This is a genomic window from Corynebacterium sp. HMSC078H07, assembly GCF_001812805.1.
GTDB lineage: Bacteria > Actinomycetota > Actinomycetes > Mycobacteriales > Mycobacteriaceae > Corynebacterium.
In genome coordinates, this window is record NZ_KV810494.1 from 1 (window position 1) to 19,654 (window position 19,654).

18 protein-coding genes are annotated in these 19,654 nt (G+C 59.7%); 3 read left to right on the plus strand and 15 right to left on the minus strand.

Going from position 1 to position 19,654, the window contains the following annotated elements; all coding sequences use genetic code 11:
* Positions 1 to 296 precede the first annotated feature (296 nt).
* The 11 genes from HMPREF2875_RS08180 to ruvC all read right to left on the minus strand — a co-directional run bounded on the left by HMPREF2875_RS08180 (position 297) and on the right by ruvC (position 13,689).
* Entirely contained in the window at positions 297 to 848 is a 552-nt protein-coding gene (locus HMPREF2875_RS08180) for a DUF421 domain-containing protein (protein WP_070671996.1), read from the minus strand.
* A 115-nt stretch (positions 849 to 963) separates the two neighbouring features.
* Positions 964 to 3,123 (minus strand): bifunctional metallophosphatase/5'-nucleotidase, encoded by a 2,160-nt coding sequence (locus tag HMPREF2875_RS08185; RefSeq protein ID WP_070671998.1) that lies wholly within the window; start codon positions 3,121 to 3,123, stop codon positions 964 to 966.
* A gap of 170 nt (positions 3,124 to 3,293) precedes the next feature.
* Entirely contained in the window at positions 3,294 to 5,588 is a 2,295-nt protein-coding gene (locus tag HMPREF2875_RS08190) for a RelA/SpoT family protein (protein ID WP_070672000.1), read from the minus strand.
* Positions 5,589 to 5,622: 34 nt separating this feature from the next.
* Positions 5,623 to 6,177, minus strand: coding sequence for an adenine phosphoribosyltransferase (locus tag HMPREF2875_RS08195; protein WP_070672002.1), 555 nt, complete (start codon positions 6,175 to 6,177; stop codon positions 5,623 to 5,625).
* Positions 6,174 to 7,787 (minus strand): ABC transporter substrate-binding protein, encoded by a 1,614-nt coding sequence (locus tag HMPREF2875_RS08200; protein ID WP_070672004.1) that lies wholly within the window; start codon positions 7,785 to 7,787, stop codon positions 6,174 to 6,176. Before HMPREF2875_RS08200 ends, HMPREF2875_RS08195 begins: the two co-directional genes overlap by 4 nt.
* A gap of 3 nt (positions 7,788 to 7,790) precedes the next feature.
* Entirely contained in the window at positions 7,791 to 8,927 is a 1,137-nt protein-coding gene (secF, locus tag HMPREF2875_RS08205) for a protein translocase subunit SecF (protein WP_070672007.1), read from the minus strand.
* A gap of 3 nt (positions 8,928 to 8,930) precedes the next feature.
* Positions 8,931 to 10,826, minus strand: coding sequence for a protein translocase subunit SecD (gene secD / locus HMPREF2875_RS08210; protein WP_070672008.1), 1,896 nt, complete (start codon positions 10,824 to 10,826; stop codon positions 8,931 to 8,933).
* A 162-nt stretch (positions 10,827 to 10,988) separates the two neighbouring features.
* Entirely contained in the window at positions 10,989 to 11,321 is a 333-nt protein-coding gene (yajC, locus tag HMPREF2875_RS08215) for a preprotein translocase subunit YajC (RefSeq protein WP_070672010.1), read from the minus strand.
* Positions 11,322 to 11,360: 39 nt separating this feature from the next.
* A complete protein-coding gene (ruvB, locus tag HMPREF2875_RS08220; RefSeq protein WP_070672012.1) occupies positions 11,361 to 12,446 on the minus strand; it encodes a Holliday junction branch migration DNA helicase RuvB in 1,086 nt (361 codons plus the stop codon).
* Positions 12,447 to 12,459: 13 nt separating this feature from the next.
* A complete protein-coding gene (ruvA, locus tag HMPREF2875_RS08225; RefSeq protein WP_070672014.1) occupies positions 12,460 to 13,065 on the minus strand; it encodes a Holliday junction branch migration protein RuvA in 606 nt (201 codons plus the stop codon).
* 9 nt (positions 13,066 to 13,074) lie between these two features.
* On the minus strand, positions 13,075 to 13,689 hold the full coding sequence (gene ruvC / locus HMPREF2875_RS08230) for a crossover junction endodeoxyribonuclease RuvC (protein ID WP_070672018.1): 615 nt from the start codon (positions 13,687 to 13,689) through the stop codon (positions 13,075 to 13,077).
* Positions 13,690 to 13,793: 104 nt separating this feature from the next.
* Between ruvC and HMPREF2875_RS08235 the strand changes: the two genes are divergently transcribed.
* The gene (locus HMPREF2875_RS08235; protein ID WP_083311892.1) at positions 13,794 to 14,492 is read left to right on the plus strand and encodes a nitroreductase; all 699 of its coding nucleotides are present in this window, start codon (positions 13,794 to 13,796) and stop codon (positions 14,490 to 14,492) included.
* Positions 14,493 to 14,504: 12 nt separating this feature from the next.
* Here the strand turns inward: HMPREF2875_RS08235 and HMPREF2875_RS08240 are convergent, their stop codons facing one another.
* Together HMPREF2875_RS08240 and HMPREF2875_RS08245 are read right to left on the minus strand one after the other, a co-directional pair.
* Positions 14,505 to 15,260, minus strand: a complete 756-nt coding sequence (locus HMPREF2875_RS08240) for a YebC/PmpR family DNA-binding transcriptional regulator (protein ID WP_070672020.1) — start codon at positions 15,258 to 15,260, stop codon at positions 14,505 to 14,507.
* A 113-nt stretch (positions 15,261 to 15,373) separates the two neighbouring features.
* A complete protein-coding gene (locus HMPREF2875_RS08245) occupies positions 15,374 to 16,240 on the minus strand; it encodes an acyl-CoA thioesterase (RefSeq protein WP_070672021.1) in 867 nt (288 codons plus the stop codon).
* 105 nt (positions 16,241 to 16,345) lie between these two features.
* Here HMPREF2875_RS08245 and HMPREF2875_RS08250 point away from each other — a divergent pair, with 105 nt between their 5' ends.
* A complete protein-coding gene (locus tag HMPREF2875_RS08250) occupies positions 16,346 to 16,828 on the plus strand; it encodes a DUF3817 domain-containing protein (RefSeq protein WP_070672289.1) in 483 nt (160 codons plus the stop codon).
* Positions 16,812 to 18,077 carry a DUF2029 domain-containing protein gene (locus HMPREF2875_RS08255; protein WP_246817077.1) on the plus strand — a complete coding sequence of 422 codons (1,266 nt, stop codon included), beginning with the start codon at positions 16,812 to 16,814 and terminating at the stop codon, positions 18,075 to 18,077. The genes HMPREF2875_RS08250 and HMPREF2875_RS08255 overlap by 17 nt, the downstream gene beginning before the upstream one ends.
* Here HMPREF2875_RS08255 and HMPREF2875_RS08260 read toward each other — a convergent pair.
* Together HMPREF2875_RS08260 and HMPREF2875_RS08265 are read right to left on the minus strand one after the other, a co-directional pair.
* Entirely contained in the window at positions 18,074 to 18,532 is a 459-nt protein-coding gene (locus HMPREF2875_RS08260; protein WP_070672025.1) for a hypothetical protein, read from the minus strand. The two genes, HMPREF2875_RS08255 and HMPREF2875_RS08260, sit on opposite strands and share 4 nt — an antisense overlap.
* Complete coding sequence (locus tag HMPREF2875_RS08265) at positions 18,533 to 19,651, minus strand: glycosyltransferase family 4 protein (protein ID WP_070672027.1); 1,119 nt, start codon at positions 19,649 to 19,651, stop codon at positions 18,533 to 18,535. It lies immediately after the preceding gene.
* Positions 19,652 to 19,654: the final 3 nt, after the last annotated feature.

A 19,654-nucleotide genomic window follows, 5' to 3' on the forward strand; every position in this document is an offset into this window, starting at 1 on the left:
TGCCAATTACCGCCATGCCCGAATACCAAGAAGCGATAGCAAGACTCGCTTCTGAGAAAGCAGCACGACAAACAACAGGGCAACCACCCGACCCACCGCCAGGAACAAGCCAATCACCCGATCCGCCGGGTGCAGGCTAACCGCCTGCACGCACGCGCCCGCGCCTAAACCCGCCGACCACACCACGGTCAGCGGGCACACCGGCGATCCTGCACCTAACCAGGCAAATGCAGAGACGACGAAACCCGCCAACCAGAGGAAGGTTGACGGGTGCGTCCGTGTTGTCGGAAGCTGCCCTAATTGTTGGAGCCGTCCTCTTCGACTTCTTCGATGCGCTCGGAACCGAGTACGTCTTTGAATACAGAGGCGTCGACGAGCTGGCCTCGTCGAATGACTGAAATGTGTCCTGTGGGTTCCAGGATCATCAGCTGCACGTCGTTGCGGCGGCCAAGACCGGCTTTGCGCACCGCCGAATTAACGTCTCGCTCCGTGATGTGGGCGAAAACCATATTGTCTTCCTGCAGCTCCCCCTTATAAACCAGCAGAACAGGGCGACGGTCAATAAACTTCGACCACTTAACAAACTGTCGGAAGGTACCGAAAGCCGCCTCGAGAAGCATGAGGGTAAAAAGGCCAATGATGCCGGCCGCGAGCGTCGGTGGGTTGCCGATAATTACGCGGCCAGCGACCGCGCCGAACATAATAATGATGACCGCATCCGACGCCGTCATGGACGTGAGCACACGGCTGCCAAAGAGCTTGACCAGAATCATGAAGGCTAGGTAAATGCCGAGGGTCGCGAACATCACCACTGGAATGCGGTGAGGTTCGATACCCAGCTGATACATCGCTTCGCGTCCAAAAAGCCTCAAGGTCTCCACGACGCTCTACCTTACCTTTTCCTGTCAGTCGCCCATAGAAAAAGCCCACACCGAAGTGTGGGCTTCCCAGAAAAACTCTGTCTTAGATATTGAACTGCTTGCGCAGCTGCTCAATCATCTGCTTAATTGGGGCCGGAAGAGCGTTAGCAGCAAATCCGACGGTAGCCAGAGCGGTTGCGATTGCGGCTGCAACAGAGGCGGTGATACCCAAGCCAAGGCCCAGGCCGAAGGAAGAACCATCGAACTTGGAGCTAGCTTCCTTGGACGGCTTCGGGTCAACAGTCGGCTCAGTCGTCGGCGCCGGGGTCTCAGACGGCTTGTCCTCAGCCTTGCCTTCCAGGGTAACCGGAAGAACAGCCTCAGTGCCGGCATCAGTGGTGATGGTCAGCTTCTGCTCGCCCTCAAGACCCTCCGGGATGGTGAGCTTGACGGTTGCGCGACCGCGCTCGCCGAAACCAGCGTCACCGTCCTGCGCAGCGTTATCGATATCAGCCTCAACGGTAGCGTCACCAAGCTTGACGGTAGCCTTCTTTGCCTGCGGCTCCTCAGCGTTGGAGTAGTTCAGAGAAGACAGCTCCACGGTAATCTCGTTGCCCGGCTTCAGGTCTCCCTCGATGTGAGCGCCAATCTGACCCTGGCTGGTGCGTACCTTCGACTCGCCAGAAGCGATGTAGTCAATCATGGCCTGGGTATCCATGTAACCGACGTCGTTACGGTTCTTGATGGAACCCGGCACGAAGAAACCGTCACCGCCTTCCTCAGTATCGCTCGAAGCAAGGAAGGAAGACAGAGCAACGCTGTAGTTCTTCTTCGGGTCGATAGGCTCGCCGTCGATAGTGACAGACTTGACGCGCTTGCCCTGCTCAGCCTTCTGGTCATAGACCACGGAAACATTGCTGGACAGGCCCAAAGCCAGGCGCGGGCGGGACTGACCCGGCTTCCACTGATTCTCCAGAGCCTTGATGAAGTCTTCACCGCTAACCTCAGCCGTGATGACGGAGTTGCCGAAAGGCTGGACGGCGAAGATGTCCTTGTAGGTGACGTCGCCTTCCTTGAGGTCAGCGCGAACACCACCGGCATTCATGACGCCAAGGTCGATTTCCTTGTTGGTCTGCTTCGACATAGCGTAGCGCTGACCATCAGCAATGAAGTTGTTGAGGGTGGACTCCACGCCGCGGTTGGTACCAGTATCTTCACCATCGTTAGAACCGCGGTACATTGCCTTTTCAGTGGTGCCAGCGGTCTTGGAGCCCTCTTCGTCAGCTACCTTCTTGGCCTCGGCGACAACGGAGGCAACCTCTGCATCATCCTCCAGCCCCTGGAGAAGCTCAAAAGTCTCTGCATCCGCAACGTCGTACTGGGTGAGATCGACCTTGGTGATCTTCTTCTCAGCCTTGTCGAAGGTGATGTCGGCGTCGTTAAGCACCTTGCCGTACTCGTAGCCCTGTGCCCAGTACAGCGGCAGTGCGCCCTCACGGGCGACCTCGCCCTGGGTCTTCACGTGGGTGTCGCCGCCGAAAAGCAGGTCGACGTCCTTGTTGAAGCCCTCTGCAAACTGCTGTGCGTCCTCGTGCATGAGTGCGACAACAACGTCGGCCTCGCCGGATTCCTTCAGACGGGTGGCTTCCTCATTCGTAGCCTTAACTGGGTCGGTGAACTCAATGCCCGGAATGGCGGCGGCGGATACCTTGAACTTGGTGTTCTCAGTGACGGTGCCGACGAAGCCGATCTTCACGCCATCGACTTCCTTCACGAAGGAAGGCTCGAGGAGAGGCTTGCCGTCTTTGGTCACGTTCGCACCGATGATCGGGAAGTCAGACTCCTTGACGATGCGGTCCATCAGGTCCTCAGTGCCCTTGTCGAATTCGTGGTTACCCACGGCAGTGACATCGAGGTTCATGGTGTTGAGGGCCTCGTTGGTGTACTTATCCTCAGAAATAGCCGATACGAAAGCGGAGCCGCCCACGTTGTCACCGGAGGACGTCAGAGCGTACTCCTGGTCTTTGTTGACGTACTTGATGAGGGCAGCCATGCGGGCAGCGCCCATCTCGGTGTAACCGCTCAATTCCTTAGTGTCCTTGTCAAACTTCTCAGCCAGCTCGAGGTGGCCGTGGAAGTCAGTGAAGTTGGTGACGGAAATGGTCACCTGGTCGGCCTCAGCGGCGAACGCAGGCGCGCCAGAGACGGCAACGGCGGTAACGGTGGTGGCGGCCAGCAGCTGACCAAAGCGACGGAAGTTCACGGGGAGTCTCCTGAGTATGAGAGGGATCTTGTCCCCGTGTTTATAACGCATCCGTCACGATGACGCAGGGCTTTCCGACGCCCCCACCAGCCCCTTCACCCAACATTCACCCACGCGTTACCTAGGCGACAGTCAGGGTTTAACCCCGACCCCCTGATGGGGGTGGAGGACTAGGCAGTCACGCGGTAGACGTCAAAGACACCTTCGGTGTTGCGCAACGTGGTCATGAGCTGACCGAGTTGCTTGGTATCAGAGACCGAGAAGGTAAAGCGAACGGTGGCGATGTGATCGTCGCCGCGGTTCGAGGTCATGGACAACACGTTAAGGCTCTGCTCGCTAAAGATGCGGGTGAGTTCAAACAGCAAGCCTTGACGGTCGAGGGCCTCGAGCTGAAGAGTGGCGGAGAAAGCACCTGAGGATTTAGGTCCGCCGGCCCACTCCACCGTCATCATGCGTTCCGGCTCGGACTTGAGCTTTTCAGCATTGGTGCAATCGGCGCGGTGGACGGAGACTCCCCCGCCGCGGGTAACAAAGCCGAAGATGGCATCACCCGGGACAGGCTGGCAGCACTTAGCTAGCTTCGCCATGACATCGGGGCTGCCTTCCACGAGGATGCCCGTACCCGTGGCGGAGTCCTTGGTGTGCCGTGCGCGGGAGTTCTCAATCTCGCTGAGCGGGGTGCGGGAGGCCAAAGCATCGACGGCATCGTCTTGGTCGCCGAAGAGCGCCATGAGCTGGTTGGCCACGTGTTGCGCTGATACATGCCCTGCACCAATTGCGGTGTAGAGCGCATCCACGTCTGGGTAATGCAGCTGCTCAGCCACCTGCTTCATGGAGCTAGCGGTAAACAGGCGATGCATGGGCAAGCCGCCACGCTGGACCTCGGCGGCGAGCGCGTCGCGGCCAGCCTCAAGGTGCTCTTCTCGACGCTCTTTAGCGAACCACTGCCGGACCTTCGTTTTCGCACGAGGTGAGACGAGAAAATCCTGCCAGTCGCGCGACGGACCCGCATTCGGGTCCTTGGAGGTAAAGATCTCGACCTTGTCGCCGGATTTGAGTTCGGATTCGAGGGCAACCAGTTTGCCATTAACCTTAGCGCCGATACACCTATGCCCCACCTCCGTGTGCACCGCGTAGGCGAAGTCAACCGGAGTGGAACCGGCTGGGAGATTCACCACGTCGCCCTTGGGAGTAAAGGCAAAAATTTGCTTGGTGGTCAGGTCATAGCGCAGCGAATCGAGGAACTCGTTGGGGTCGGCGGCTTCCTTCTGCCAATCAAGCAGCTGGCGCATCCACGCCATCTGGTCCACTTCTTCTTGATGTCCGGAATTCTTTCCCTTGGTTTCTTTGTAGCGCCAGTGCGCCGCCACACCGAATTCGGCGTTGTAGTGCATTTCGTGGGTGCGCACCTGGACTTCCAGGGTGGAACCGCCTGCTGCAATCACCGTGGTGTGCAAAGACTGGTACACGCCAAAACGCGGTGAGGAGATGTAGTCCTTAAAGCGACCCGGAAGCGCCTGGTAGAGCGAGTGCACAACACCGATGGCGGCATAGCAGGAATTGATGTCATCGACTAAGATGCGGATACCGACGAGGTCGAAGATCTCAGCAAAGTCGCGGCCGCGCACGATCATCTTCTGGTAAATCGACCAGTAATGCTTCGGGCGGCCCATGACCTCGGCTTCAATGCCGTTGTCTTTGAGCGCTTGGCCTACCTGAGCCGTGATCTCTTTAAGCGCGCGGTCGCGCGAGGGGGCGCGGTCCGCCACCATGCGGACAATCTCGTCATACTTCTTGGGATACAGGATGGCGAAAGCCAGATCCTCCAGCTCCCACTTCACACTCGCCATACCCAGGCGATGAGCCAAAGGCGCAATGACATCAAGGGTTTGGCGCGCCTTCTTCGCCTGCTTTTCTGGCGGAAGGAAACGCATCGTGCGCATGTTGTGGAGACGATCGCACACCTTGATGACGAGTACACGCGGGTCCGTGGCCATCGCGACGATCATTTTGCGAATCGTCTCGGCCTCCGCAGCGGCACCGAGGGCAACCTTGTCGAGCTTCGTGACACCGTCGACAAGCCGGGCGACCTCGGGACCGAAATCTCGGGTGAGATCCTCCAAAGAGTAGTCCGTGTCCTCCACGGTGTCATGAAGCAGCGCCGCAGCGACCGTCGTGGTATCCATGCCGATCTCCGCGGCAATCGTTGCCACGGCCAACGGGTGGGTAATGTAGGGCTCTCCAGATTTGCGGAATACGCCCTCATGCAAGCGCTCGGCCGTCCGATAGGCATTGTTGAGAAGCTCAGCATCCGCCTTCGGGTGAAACTCCCGGTGAATCGACATCAACGGGTCCAGTGCCGGATTGATCTTGACCCGGCCACCGGTCAACGACCTTGCTAGACGTGCGGACATACCGCGCACGCCGCTCGGCCGCCATGCAGCCTTGTCCTGCTTTTCAGTCATGTATGCCTCCGCACAGTAGCTTAGGCATACAAGCTTAGTCCGCCGCCCCCATCTGGTTCAGCACAACCAAGGGTGTTCCTTCGAGGCGCTGGCGTCCCTGCAGTCCGTTGACCTCCAGCACGACGACGTTGCCTGCGACCTCCGCCCCGGCTGCTTCAAGCAGCAGCTTGGCGCCATACAGGGTACCGCCGGTGGCAAGGACGTCGTCGACAAGCACGATGCGCTTGCCTTTAATGTCAATACCACTATTCGGAATCTCCAGGGCCGCTTTACCGTACTCCAGCTCATATTCCTGAGTAAGCACCGGCGGCGGCAGCTTTCCCTTCTTACGGATGGCCAAGATTCCCATCTCAAGCTTGTAGGCCACGGCGGAGCCGAGCAAGAAACCACGTGCATCCAACCCGCCAACCATGTCGGCGCCCAGTTCCTTGCAGGCTTCCGCTAAGCCATCGACCACGGCAGTAAAAGATGCAGCATCCGCCAGGACCGGGGTGAGATCCTCAAACAGGATGCCTTCCTCTGGGAAGTCCTGGACCAGGCGAACCTTGTCTTTCAAGGCTTGTGCTGCTGCGGCGTAGATTTCGCTCACGACTCTTCCTTTGCTTCGGTTTCTTGGTTTCGGGTATCACTCCAGCGGTCGAGATTCCACCCGATGCCGGCAGGGCCAGTGTAGGGCACCACGCCCGAAACAGCGCGGTCAACGATGAAACTCCGGGGCTGGGCCGATACCGGGATCGACGGCAACTCCTCCCAGAGCTGTTGCTCCAGCTCGCGCAAGGCACGCGAATTCTTCACGCTGGATGTCGGGGCAGAGTATTCGCGCAACGGGTCCACGGGCCCTAAGTAGACATCAATGCCGGGAAGTCCAGTGGTAGGGTCCGCAGCAAGATCTGCGCGAGTGACGCGATCTCCGGAGCGATCCTCAATGGTAATTCCAGAAGGCTCGCACACTGCACGGAGTTCCTCCAACATGGCCTCGTAGCGTGGATTGGGGGCCAAGTACCCCACGCCGATGGTGGTCCCTGCCAGGCCTCCTGCGACCGCTGGCTCAATGGGCACCCTGCTTATCGACGCCATCTGCGCCGCCACCGGATCATCGTGCGGTACGGTGCGAACGTGGACCGCGGGAACCTCCACTCCCGACTGCCGGCTGGCTGCGTCCGCAAGGCGCTCGGTATCCACGCAAGCAGCGAAAGCCTGACGTGCCCAGGGCTGAGAAAACAGCCCAGCGTCGGAGAAGCTAAAGGTATCGGTAAGGGTACCGACTACCGGAGTGACGTCGAAAGGATTACCTTCAGCATTGCGATCCAACCAAGAGGGTTCCTTGAGGTGGGATTCTGCAACGCGTAATTCATCGGACTCGAGAAGCGCGGTGGCGTCGGCAGTATCGGGCCAGACCACGACTTCCTCGAGCTCAGGCTTGTCGCCGTAGTAGGAGTCATTGGCCTTTAACACGACGGCGCCCGAGTCTTCCACGCGGTCGATGACATAGGGGCCAAAAGACACCTGCAATTCGGGGTCAAAGTGCCCAGGTTCGGTGGAAAAACCGTCGCGCCAGATCTGGGCCACCTGCTCGAGCAGTGACGGATCCTGTGCATGCAATGCGGCGTTGAGTTCCTCCACGTTCAACCCTGAGCGTTGCGCAATCGCATGTGCAGGAAGAACGGTACCGGGGCCGAAAAGATACCGCCAGCGCGAACCAGAATCAGGGTTGAACCATACCGTGAACTCCTTTGACTCCGGCGCGCACTCCATCGCGGCGATATCCCCGACCAACGGCAGGCGAGATCCGAAGGTTTGGTTAAGGAGGCCCGCGGTATAGGACAGCAAGTAGTCATCGCACGTGACCGGAACATCATCAGAGAACTTAGCCTGGTCCGTAATCTTAAAATCCACGTGAGCGCCCGGATGCTCCGCATCGGAGGGGTAATACTCAGCGTGGATCAGGTCCGAGTTCGGAATCATTTGGCCGGCTGGCCCTGGGACGTACATCGCTGGATATATGCGGCTAGCAAGCTGTGACGCGCCCATGGCATCACCCCACGGCGTTGCCGCGTTGGTGCTGGCTAGGCGGACATCGGTGAGGAGGCCGAAAGAGGGGGTTGGGGGGACGTCGTCAAGCGCTGCGTCCCGACCTTCCCCGCATGCGGAGGCGGTTACTGCTACTGCGAGCAGTCCCGCCCCTAGTGAGTAACGCATGATTTAGCGCCCGGGGCGCCACGAGGCGCCGCCAGACTCCTCGGTACGGGGCTGCGATGCCGTTGCCGGGGACGCCACGGTGCGGAGGGTTTTCTCGCCGGAAACGTCAGTGTCTACTGCGTGCGAGCCCTCCGCCCGGTAGGCCGCTACAACCTCGTTGTGCTTCTTCACACTCTTGCGCTTGTTGGCCAGGGTCACCAGCAAGGTAGTGGCCAAGAAGATGGAGGAGAAAATACCCTCGATGACACCGATGAACTGAATCAGCGCGAGGTCACGCAAGGTGCCAATACCCATCAGCCAGATGGCGACAATGAAGAGCGCGATAATGGGCAGCGCGGAAATCACGGACGTCGAAATCGAGCGCATGACCGTTTGGTTAATGGCCAGGTTGGTGAGCTCGGCATAGGTCTTGGAGCGTTGGCCTTCCAGGCCGGTTGTATTCTCGTCCACCTTGTCAAAGACGATGACGGAGTCATAGAGGGAGAAGGTCAGCACGGTCAGCAGACCGATAATGACCGCCGGGGAGACCTCAAAGCCGAAGAGGGCGTAAATACCGGCGATAAATACGCCGTCAAAGATGAGCGCGAGAATGGCGGCAAAAGCCATGTCGCGCTGCAGGCGCACAGCCACGTAGATGGTCGCCACGACGAAGAAGACGAGCATGGCGATGATCATGCGCTGGGTAATCGATGAGCCCCAGGATTCGGAGACAGTGGAGGAACCGATGGCATCGGGGCTAGGCGTCCCGTTCTCATCTTTGACCTGGAACTTTTCAAAGATGGCCTGGCGCGCCTGGTTCACCTCTTCTGCGGAGAGGCGCTCCGAGGTGACTTCGAGGGTTTCGGAGGAACCCGCGCCGACAATCTGCACCAGTTCTGGCTCGATGCCGGTGGACTCGGTGAAGGTCTCTTCAATTTGCTCGGTGGTGAGGTCACCTGCCGGCATGGTGAGTTTGGTGCCGCCCTCAAAGTCGAGGGAGAGGGTAAAGCCGCGGATGGCAATCGCCAGGATCGAGGCGATGAGAAGTACACCGGCGATTGTGTACCAGGTCTTGGAGCGACCAACGAAATCGAATCCGCCCTCATCCTCGTAGAGGCGGTCCATGCGGGAAATCTTGCGAGTGGTGGTATCGACAGCCATGGTTTATTTCTCCTCGTCCGTAGCAGTCGCGATGGGCTTGGCGACGCCCCCCTGAGCATCTTCAGCGCTAGTTTCGGCCTTCTCCGTCTTCTTGGCGTAGTAGCCGCGCTCTCGGCGTTCCTCCACCAGATTGTAGATACCGCCCAGGCCATTCATGGAGGGCTTCGCATACATTGGGCGGCGGCCAACGATTTGCATGAGCGGAGCCATGACTAGGAAGGACACGAGGAGGTCGAATACGGTGGTCAGGCCCATGGTGAAGGCGAAGCCCTTGACCTCGCCGATAGCCAGGAAGTAAACCACGACCGCACCGATGAGTGTCACGGCATTACCGGTGACAATCGTCGAGCGCGAGCGTTCCCACGCGGTTCGGGTGGCGGAACGGAACGTGCGACCTTCCAGCAACTCATCCTTGATGCGTTCGTAGTAGACCACGAAGGAGTCAGCCGTTGCGCCAATACCGATGACCAGACCAGCCATGCCGGACAAGTCAAGGGAGTAGCCAATCCAGCGGCCCAGGAGAACCAGGGCGCCGTAGGTCAGCACGCCGGTAACAACGAGCAGGAAGAGCGACACCCAAGACAGGGCACGGAAGTAGTAGATGGCGTAGGCAGCAACGAGGATAAAGCCAACGATGCCGGCGATGAGGGCAGCTTCGAGCGCGGCCTTACCCAGTGATGGCGGCACCGTCTCGACCGTTCCGCCGGACTCGCCATTAGCGCCGGTGAAGGACAGCGGCAGCGCACCATAACGCAGGTTGTTCGCCAGCCCCTGGGCTTCCTCCTGGCTGAAGTCACCAGTAATGGAGGTAGCGGAGCCCACCGGGGTTGGGCCCTGGATAACCGGGGCAGAAATCACAGCGGAGTCCAGAGTGATAGCGACCTGCTTGTGCAGGTTCTCCTGAGTCAGGGTGGCCCAGGTTTGGGAACCGTTGGGGCCGGTACCCGTCTTGAAGGCAAAGCCGATCTCCATCTGACCGGTCTGCGGGTTCAGACCACCGGTAATCGGCGCGTCGGTATCAATCTCGTTACCGGTCAAGCGGGTTCCGTTAGGGTCCGTGATGCCGTCGAGAAGCGGGGCGGGGTTCAACAGGTAGGGCTGCTGATTAGAGTAATCACAGGCCACGAGCGGCTTGGCCGGGTCATCGGTGCCAGCCAGCGCGTCCGTCTCGGCATCACAGGACATCAGGCCCAGTGCCGCGGTCTGCGCGGTCGGGTCCTCAGACTGACGGTCCTTGAGAAGCACGTCATTGACCTTTTCGCGGCGCTCAGTCTCCTCGACCGAGTTAGCCGGCTCCGGCAGCGGCTTCTCAGTCACGGTAGGAGCCTTGGACTTCTTGTCGTCCTTCTTCTTAGCCTCCCCGCCCTCAGCGGCAGGGTCGTTCGCGGAGTTGAGTGCCTCATGGATGGATGCCAGCGCCTCATTGGCGTGCTCCGGGGTAGAAATGCCGTACTTGACCCAGCGGTTGGCCATGTCCGTCATCGTCTTCTCCAGCTTCCCCAGGTCCGGCATCGGCTGCTCGCCTACCGGGCGGAAGAGAAGTTGGGAGGTCTGGCCCACTGCCTGGGCCTGGGAGGCATCCTCACCCGGCACGGTAATGACCAGGGTGGAGCCGTTGATGACGACCTCAGAGCCAGAAACACCCATGCCGTTCACGCGCTGCTCCAAAATGGTGCGGGCTTGTTGCAACTGCTCTTGGGTTGGCTCCTCGCCTTGGGGCACGAGGGTCACTCGGGTACCGCCCTGCAGGTCAATACCCAGCTTAGGTGTGGCCGACTTGTTGCCGGTCAAGAAAATGAGGGCATAAATCAGGATGACAATGAGCGCGAAGAGCGCCAGCGCGCGCTTGGGCCATTGCCGTTGGCTGGTGTTAACACCGCCACGTTTCGATGCGGACACAAAGATCTCCTGTGTTGTGAGGAACAGGGCTAAAACTCAAAGGTCATGGCGTCGATGAACGCACCATGACTAAAGCACAGTCCATCATCGTACGTCATGGACTGTTGTTTTCCTTAACAGGCTTAAGGTGAGGCGCCCGCGATGTGACGAGCGCAACTAAATTTAAAGCTTGGGAAAGCGCTCGTCGTTGTCGTCGTTGGCCGTCGTATCGGCCCCCGCCACACCCTCGGCGGTATCGGCAGACCGCACAATCGCCATGGTGTCGAAGGTCATGACGGTGCCGTCCTTGACACGCAGATCAATCTGCTCGCCATGCTTCTCGACGACCGTCCCGTGCAAGCCACCTGCCGTAATGACATTCTGGCCGGGAGTCAAGGATGACTGCAGCTCCTTCATCTGGTTCTGACGCTTGCGCTGCGCGCGCATGGTCATGAAGCTCGGCAAGATGACAAGGACAGCGAGGACGAGAAGAAGAACTAGTTGAGTACCATTCATAAGTGGCTAGTGTGCCAGAAACCCTGCCTGACGGGCCAATTAGAACAACCCGCCGCCGAGCGCTCCGTCAGGGGCTTCAAGGCCAAGATGCTGCCACGCCGCCGCGGTGGCAACACGGCCACGTCCGGTGCGGGACACCATGCCAGCGCGCACGAGGTAAGGCTCACAGACCTCTTCCACGGTGGAGGGCTCCTCACCCACCGCAATAGCCAAGGTATTAACACCGACGGGCCCGCCGCCGTGACCCTTGATGAGGGCTTCGAGGACGGCGCGGTCGAGACGGTCGAGGCCGCGCTCATCTACGTCGAAGACCTTCAGCGCTCCCTGCGCCGCCGCAACATCGATATGACCGTCGCCGTTCACCTCGGCATAGTCACGTACACGACGCAGCAAACGGTTCGCAATGCGCGGGGTGCCGCGTGAGCGAGAGCCAATCTCCACGGCGGCATCCGGGTCAATACCGACATCGAGGATGGTCGCCGCGCGCGTAATGACCTTGGTCAAATCCGCGGTGTCGTAGTACTCCATCTGCGCGGTAAAGCCGAAACGGTCACGCAACGGGCCGGTAAGCATTCCGGCACGCGTCGTGGCACCTACCAAGGTGAAGGGCGGGATCTCCAAGGGAATCGACGTAGCACCAGGACCCTTGCCCACGATGACATCGATGCGAAAATCCTCCATGGCCATGTAGAGCATTTCCTCTGCGGGCCGCGCGATGCGGTGGATCTCGTCGATAAAAAGGACATCGCCTTCCATCAAATTCGACAGCATCGCTGCCAAATCTCCCGCTCGTTCCAGTGCCGGACCAGACGTCATGCGCAAAGAGGTGCCCAGTTCCTGGGCAATAATCATCGCCATGGTCGTCTTACCCAGACCCGGCGGCCCAGAAAGCAACACATGGTCCGGAGTTACCCCGCGATTCTTCGCACCGTTGAGCACGAGCGACAGCTGTTCGCGCACCTTGGGCTGGCCAATGAACTCATCAAGAGACTTCGGGCGCAGTGAGCGTTCAATGTCGTGCTCTCCCTGTTGCTCCGTCGCATCGACGTCCTGGTTGCGCTGTGGTGGGGCAGACAGATTCATCCCGTCGGGGAGCTTGAATTCAGTGCGTTCTACATCAGACATGACAGCCGCTCTCCTACTTCTTCGCGCCCAGCTGGCTCAGCGCTGCACGCAACACAACCGGTGTCGCCGCGTCAGGCTGCTCTGCGGCCACGGCCTCTACAACGGGACGTGCGGCCTTGTCGCTAAAGCCAAGGCCCACCAGCGCTTCGACAACATCGTCCACAACGGGGCCGGTGGCTGCGGGGGTGGCCGGTGGGACGTCGGAAAGCGCCGGCGCAAAACCTGACACCTTGTCCTTGAGCTCCAGCACGAGGCGTTGCGCCATGCGCTTGCCCACGCCCGGAATCTTTTGCAGGCGCGCGGACTCCTCCCCCGCAATCGCCTGTGCCAAATCCCCAGCGCCCATCACGGACAAGGCCGCCAGCGCCAGCTTTGGCCCCAAACCAGACACCGTCTGCAGCACATGGAACATAACGCGATCATCAGTGCTGGTAAATCCGTAAAGGGTCATGGAATCTTCCTTGACCACCAACGTTGTCATGACCTGGGCTTCTTCCCCACGCTGGAGAGTTCCCAGCGTCGTCGGCGTGGCCAGCACCTTATAACCCACACCAGCGCACTCGAGCACGACGTGATCAAGCTGGATATCAAGGACGGTTCCGCGCAGGGACGCAATCATGGCTTTTCCTTACTTCGTAGTAGTTGAGGGCGTACGGGAGACCGATGCTGTGCGGGGCGAGGTTCCCCGTACCCCGCTGGTGCGCGCGCCGGCGCCTACCCCGGCACTGGGATCACTGCCATTTACCCACGCCAATGCCGGAGCGCGCCAACAGTGGCACACCGCTAGCGCTAAAGCATCTGCCGCGTCCGCCGGCTTCGGAGCTTCACTGAGCCCCAGGATACGGGTAATCATGGCAGTCATCTGCTTCTTGTCCGCGCGCCCGTTTCCGGACACAGCCTTCTTCACCTCCGACGGGGTGTACATGTGCACGGGGATGTCTCGCTCGGCCGCCGCCAGGACGAGAACGCCCACTGCATGGGCAGTCTGCATGACGGTGGAGACTTCACCGCGTTCGAATACGCGCTCGAGAGCGACCACCTGTGGTTGGTAGTCATCCATCCACTCTCGCACAGCCACTGAAAGGCGCTGGAGACGCTCTCCCAAATCCTTATCGCTGGGCGTGCGCACAACTCCCACGGCAATGGGGATAACCGCGCGCCCACGCCCTGCTTGGACAACGGACAGACCGCAGCGCGTTAGACCAGGGTCAATGCCCATTACGCGCAAGCCTTCCAAGTTCACCGCAGCCTCCTTAACGTGTGCTACCACGAGCTAGTGTACACACACGTGTTCTACACCCTCCACCGCGGTTCGCTCTCATGATTAAAGCGCGTACAGTGGCCCGCATGTCAACACATGCACAAGAATTGTCAGATTTCATCCGCTCCCGCCACTCCCCGCGCGCGTTCGTGCCGGAGCCCCTCCCAGTTGAGGTCATTGAGCAGGTGCTTATCGACGCCCAATCCGCCCCCTCCAACTCCAACACCCAGCCGTGGAACGTCCACCTCGTTTGTGGCGAGAAACTCAAGGAGTTGAGTGCGGCGCTCATTAAGGAGTTCGATACCAACGGCCTCAACCCGGATTTCACCATTGACTACGGTAAGGGTATTCACCCACAGCGCTCCCAGCACTTGGCTGCAAAAATGTACGGCCTTATTGGCATCGCACGCGAAGACGCCGAGGGCCGCAAGGAATTCGTCAGGGAGAATCTGCGCTTCTTCGGCGCACCCCACACCGCATTACTGTTCATCCCGCCCTTGGGTGACCGGATCCGCGCGTCCTTCGATCAGGGTACGTACGCAGAAAATTTCCTGCTTTCCCTGACCGCACACGGCTACCACGGCGTGCCGCAGGGCATGGTGTCTTTGCTCGCGCCCACCGTCCGCGAGTTCCTCGGCGTGGATGAGGACCAGAAGCTAGTGACCGCCATTACCTTCGGTAAGGCCGATGAGACTAGCTCGGTCTTCAACACCAATCCGGGCCGCGCACCACTGTCCGAAACCGTGACGGTGCACGGCATCGACGGCCTGGAGTTGAGGAAGTAGTCAGCGCCGAGGTTAATCGGCGTCGAGCTCAGCGAGGACTTCGTCGCTCAAGTCCATGTTCGTGTAGACGTTCTGGACATCGTCGGAGTCCTCGAGCGCATCGATGAGGCGGAAGATCTTGCGGGCATCGTCTGCCTGCAGCGGGACATCAACGGAGGCGCGGAAATCGGTATCGGTGTCATCAACCTCGATGTCTGCCTCGACCAGCGCCTCACGCACGGCGGTGATATCGCCAGGAGCGCAGGTGATTTCGAACTTCTCGCCGTTATCATTGACCTCTTCGGCGCCTGCCTCCAGAACAGCGAGGAGGATGTCATCCTCACTGAGCTCGCCCTTCTCCACGTAGACCAGACCGACGCGGGAGAACATGTACGCCACAGAGCCAGATTCGCCCAAGTTACCGCCATTCTTCGTCATCGCGGTGCGCACTTCTGTCGCCGCACGGTTGCGGTTATCCGTCAGACACTCGATGAGCATGGCGACGCCATTCGGGCCGTAGCCCTCATACATAACGTTTTCCCAATCAGCACCGCCGGCCTCTTCGCCGGAACCGCGCTTGCGGGCGCGCTCAATGTTGTCATTAGGAACAGAGGCCTTCTTAGCCTTCTTAATCATGTCATCGAGGGTCGGATTAGCAGCGGGATCGCCACCGCCGGTGCGTGCCGCCACCTCGATGTTCTTAATCAGCTTGGCAAATTCCTTGCCGCGCTTGGCGTCGTTGGCAGCCTTCTTGTGCTTCGTCGTTGCCCATTTGGAGTGGCCTGACATGTCATCCCTTTCGAAGTGGCTGTGTGAAACTGGTGCAATTATACGGCCCTGCCGCCGCCAGCATTACTCGGGGTGCCTCAGCCACCAATACGGTGTCTGCTGACGCGGTCGGCTCAGACGTTCTGCCAATTGCCGTTGGCGGTCGAGCCGTCGACGTCCTCCCGCATCGTTCGGGTCAACCCCTCCTGCATTGCTATGGCGACCAGTTCACCGCGTTGGTTAAAAATCTTGCCTTGTGCCAGACCAGTACCGCAATGTGCTGAAGGAGACGATTGGGAATAGAGCATCCATTCATCTGCACGCACTGGGCGCAGGAACCACAGGGAGTGATCAAGGCTAGCCAGCTGAATGCGGTCACCCTGGTGCGGGAGGAGAGCAGTGCGGATTAGAGTCATGTCTGTCATGTAGGCCAGTGCGGCCTGATGGAGGGCCTGGGAGGGGGCGTCGGCAAGCGCGGCTCCCGTGTTACGGAACCAGATATTCCGAAACCCCGCGCCCGTCGTTTCCGCAGCGGTGGGATCACGATCCTTCTCCGGGACAAGACGCACGTCCCAATCTTCCCACTCCTTCAGAATGATGCGCGTGGCGTATGGTGACTCCGTAATCGTCTCCGGCGCGGGCACCACCGGCAGTGGATCTTGGTGCTCCGGACCAGTGTCGCCATCTTTGTGAAAGCTGGCGATGAGTACGAAGATAAGGCGCTCATCCTGAAAGACGCGCACGTGCCGGGTGGCAAAAGAGCGGCCATCGCGCACACGCTCAACGTGGAAAGTTGCCGGTTGGCTAGAATCCCCCGGCCCCACGAAGTAGCAGTGCAACGAATGGGCCAGCTTGCCTTCGACGGTGCGCTGCGCGGCGTAGAGTGCCTGCGCCATGGTCTGACCGCCAAAGGTGCGCTCAATGCGGGAAGGCACAACAGGGCTGCGGAAAACATCCGCACTTACCTGCTCAATACTTACCGCCTGTGCCACCGATGCCATGCTGTCATCCTCCTCATCTGTTCCTTATGGCGCGCACCACACTAACCTCGTCCATCCTACTCACAGGGTTCAACTCCTACGGAGTTAGTGCGTAGTATGTTCCGCATGACGTCAACTACCCCACACAGCGTGCACCGCGTGGCCGCCTATCTGGAGATGCTTACATGGGCGCTACTCATACTCTCCATGATCCTCAAGTACTCCGGCACCACCGAGGCACTTACCCCTTTCGCGGGCGGAATCCACGGTTTTGGTTTCCTGTGCTTCTTGCTCATGACCACTTTGGTGTGGATTAATAACCGCTGGCCAATAGGCATTGGCATCCTCGGTTTGGTAGTGACCGTTATTCCGTTCGCTGCGCTGCCCTTTGCTATCTGGGTATCCAAGCGCGGGTTCGTCGATGGGCCGTGGCGCTTTGCCGATGATGCGCAGCCGCAGGGATTCTTCGACACAATTCTCGCGCAGGCCGTGCGCCATCCAGTGCGCACCGCCATCATTGGCCTCATTGTCGTAGCCATAGTTTTCAGTATCCTTCTGATGCTGGGTCCACCCGTCGACGTTGAGTCCGCCATTGAAAACAATCGTTAAAGCTCCCGCCGTCTGGGCTGGGTGGGCTATTGCCCGCGTCCTGCTCATTTCCATGCTCCTAGGAAATAGGATGCCCGGCGGAGACCTCAACTACTACCTAGAAGGTGTCTACGGCGACGATGGTTCCGCGATGACGGAATACCCGCAGCCGGGAACGTGGCCAAGTGTTGTCCTGGCATGGCTTACCGGGGATAACGCCGATAACTACCGCGTGGCCTTTACGGTCATGATGCTGCTAGCTGACGCCCTCTTCCTCGCTCTCCTCCTCCGCAACAATGACGGTCGGCGCTCTGTGTTTGCCGCCGCATGGTTCTGGGTTTTCTTCGGCACGGCGGCCGGACATGTGTTTGTGTGGCGCCTTGACTTGTACCCAGCGCTCCTCGTCGCCGGCGCAGGCACGCTTCTCGCTACTCATCCACGCGTAGCCTCTGCCCTCCTCGCGTGGGCTACCACCGTCAAGCTTTGGCCCGGCGTACTGGCCGCGGGCCTGGTAGGAGCTGCTCGTTCACGGACCACCTGGCAACGCCTAGCCGCATTCTGTGGAACTATTGTCGGAATATGCCTGGCTGTTGCAGCGCTGACCAGCGTGGATAGGCTTGTGTCTCCCCTGTCCTATCAGGAGGAGCGGGGGCTTCAGATCGAGTCGCTTGCGGCCACGTGGCACGTTCTTCAGGCGCACCGTCACCCGGAGACGTGGGAAATAGGTTATGCCGCCTCCAAGAGTTATGAAATCACCGGCCCTGGCGTAGATACTGCCCTAGCGCTCAGCACCATCACCATGGTGTGTGCCCTGGTGTGGATGGTCGCTGTGGCCGCCTCTCGTTTCCTGCGAGGCGGCTGGGATGCTCATTCCACCGTTGTCTTCTTTGTTGCCGCAATTCTTCTGCTCATTGCAACCAATAAGGTCTTCTCACCGCAGTACATCGTGTGGCTTGGCCCCGTCCTCGCGGTGGCTATCCGCGCGGAGATTCCCCGGGAAACACCAGAAGAAAAGCAGTTGGCGCCCGACCGCACAGGGCTGCGCGCCATCATGGCCATTCTTGCTGTAGCTGCTGCAGCACTGGGGACGTATATCTACCCCTATGGTTATGACTACGTGTGGCTTCACCTGGGTGAGAATATGCGGCCGGTCTACGTGCTTGTGGTGCGCAACCTGCTGATTCTCAGCATGACTGTGACCGCCCTTATGTGGCATCGCCTTGAGTTCACTACCGCACGGGCCGCGGAGCGGTCAGCGCGAGCAGCTTAAACGTCGATCTGGCTGAGCTCGAAAAACTCCGGAAGCTTGGCTGTGCCACCCAAGCGCAGCCACTTCACCGCTGGACGCAGGCGTAGTGCGCGGGTATCGCTCACAGCCTCGTTGTAGAAGCGGTGGGCAAGGTGGATGCGCCCTTCGGCGTCGGCAAGCAAGGCAGGACGAGTATCAAAGCGCTGCGCAATCGCTGCAGATAGCTCCCGCTCACGCGTCGTGCGCTCATCGAAATGACCCTGGGTCAAGTCCGTGGACTCAGCGCGCGCCGCAAGGTGCTCGAGCTCCGGAGCCAGCGCACTGACCACAGCCGCTCGACGGTCGAGGGTAGCCTCAAGCTGCGCGAGGGCCGCGTCGGTACGGATGTGTAGAGAGTTGAGGCGCTGTGCCGTAAACAGTGCCCACATGGCGATAACGAGCACCACGCCTAAGACAATGACGAGTTCAATAGCCATCTATTTCACCCGTACCTTCGTTCCATCAGCCACAGTTTCATAGACCTGCATCACGGCTGCGGCAACGTGGTCCCAGTCGTACTCGCGAGCGCGTTGCTCGCCTGCCCGAGTCAAGGTCGCGCGCTTGTCGGGACTTCTCACGAGCTCCTCAAGTACTCGCGCAAGGTCCGTAGCGTCCCCGTTGCGGAAAAGCACGCCCGCGGGAGAATCCGATTCGATATTGCACACCGCGGCAAAAGCCTCAAGGTCTGAGGCCACCACAGCACATCCCGCCGCCATAGCTTCCACGAGCACGATGCCGAAACTCTCCCCTCCTGTATTGGGGGCAACATAGATATCCGCTCGCCCAAGGATGGCGGCCTTCTCCGCATCGCTAACGCGGCCAACGAAGTCCACGCCGGGAACGCTGCGAGGGTGGCCACCGCCCATGACAGTCACGCGCACCTTCTCGGGAAGAAGTGTGAGGGCCTCAAGCAGAATGTCCAAGCCCTTGCGCGGTTCATCAAGGCGCCCCAGGAACACGATTTCCACTGGTTCCTCGCTACCACCCTCGCGGTGTTGTGCGTGGTCTTTAGCTTGCGCGCGTTCGCGGGCATAGACCGAGGTATCCACGCCATTCGGGATAAGAACGGGATCGCCACCAAGCTGCTCTACCTGCCAGCGCCGCGCCATCTCAGACACGGCAATTCCACCGCGGATCTTTTCCAAGTACGGGCGAAGCATAGGTTTGGCCAAGGTGAGAACCAGCGAACTCGAGGCGGACGCATGGTAAGTCGCCACGATGGGCCCTTGGACCATAGCCAACGCTGCCATGGAGTAGCTTGGTGAATTGGGCTCGTGGATATGAAGGACGTCGAACTGCCCCTCCCGGATGAAACGTTTAATATTGCGGCCAACGTGCGGGCCGATAGCGAGGCGGGCCACAGATCCGTTATAGGTAATCGGGATTGCCCAGCCGCCTTTGTGGACGAAGCTAGGCACCTGCGTGCTTGACGCCGCCGGCCCCAACACCTGCACGTCGTGCCCCTGCTCGATGAAGACAGTAGCCAGGTCAAGGATGTGGGCCTGAACTCCGCCGGGCTCGTCAAAAGAGTAGGGGCAGACAATACCGATGCGCATGAT